The sequence below is a fragment of the Acinetobacter sp. AS5 genome, assembly GCF_048957595.1.
Taxonomy (GTDB): domain Bacteria; phylum Pseudomonadota; class Gammaproteobacteria; order Pseudomonadales; family Moraxellaceae; genus Acinetobacter.
The window spans coordinates 1-1205 of the sequence record NZ_JARDAL010000136.1 but is presented as its reverse complement, the minus strand read 5'-3'; the positions used below and the strand labels follow the sequence as shown (position 1 = coordinate 1205).

At 45.9% G+C, this 1205-nt stretch carries 1 protein-coding gene and 1 pseudogene; both read right to left on the bottom strand.

Translation table 11 applies throughout. The features are described from left to right. Positions 1–417 (bottom strand): annotated as a pseudogene (gene istB / locus PV763_RS17605) (IS21-like element ISAba8 family helper ATPase IstB); the annotation flags it as partial. Then, on the bottom strand, positions 417–1205 hold a 789-nt coding region (gene istA / locus PV763_RS17600), incomplete at its 5' end, for an IS21-like element ISAba8 family transposase (protein WP_420938294.1). The gene istA and the pseudogene istB, both read right to left, overlap by 1 nt.

Sequence of the window (1205 nt, the reverse complement as noted above, 5' to 3'; positions counted from 1 at the left end):
ATCCGCTGCGGTAATGAACTTGATCTTAATGTTGTTCATGATGGCCTTATAGCCTAATGCCATAGATAAGTGCGTTTTTCCTACTCCGCTAGCCCCCAGAAACACCACATTTTCTGCTCTAGCAATAAAGCTCAGATTGAACAGTTCAATCACCTGTGATTTAGGGGCCCCTAGGGCATAATTAAAATCATAGTCTTCCAGGGTTTTGACTTGAGGCAGGCCTGAGAGTTTCATCAGTACCTGCTGACTGCGCTGTTGCCTGGCAGCATATTCATGCGTCAAGATCGCTTCAACAAAGTCGGCATAACTTCCATCCTGACCTAATGTTTGTTGTGCATGATGTGACCATTGTGATGCGATGGCAGGCAGATTGAGCTTTTGACAAAGCTGCTCTATACGGTCGTATTGCAGATTCATCAGGAAACTCCCAGCAACTGGTCATATACCGATAAGGGATGCTGCAAACTCTCGTAGGGCATGACATGCTGTGCTGCTGCAACAGGTACAGTGCTGGAACCTGTATCTGATTGCGGTAATGGCGTAAATTTTTGCTGCTCCTGTTGCAGTCGAACAGCCGGTTTTTCTTGCGTGGTGGCATGAATCCGCTGATTGGCGGTTTCATGCAGCCACCGGCCAATGTGGGCATTGGCGACATCAACATCTAACAGTAAACCCGAAGTCTTCAGGCTTGCTTTCAATGGCACAATAAAGCTTGATTTGAGGTATCCATTAAAGCGTTCAACTTTGCCTTTGGTCTGTGCACGGTAGGGCTTACATACGCGAGGACGAAAGCTGTATTTCTTGGCGCAGTCGAGCAGTTTGGGATTCCATTTATGCTGCCCCTCCTGATAGGCATCCCGTTCAATCATGATCGTTTTAGCGTTATCAAACAGGATTTCTTGAGGTACTCCTGCAAAAAACTGAAATGCATTTTCTAGACCATCGATCCATGCATCCGTACGTTCATGATCATAAAATTTCACGAAAGTCGCTCTGGAATACCCTAATGTTGCGACAAAGGCTTTCAAAGTCGTGTTGTTGCGTCGAATCGTGGTGAAATCCACTTGCATTTGTTGGCCAGGTTGGGTTTCAAAACGAATGATCGGTTCCGGTTGAGCAACTGGTTTTAATGTTGCAAGATATTCCCTCAAGATCCTGATCTTTCCTGGATATCCCAACCCTAAAATTTCCTGGTAGAGCACAAC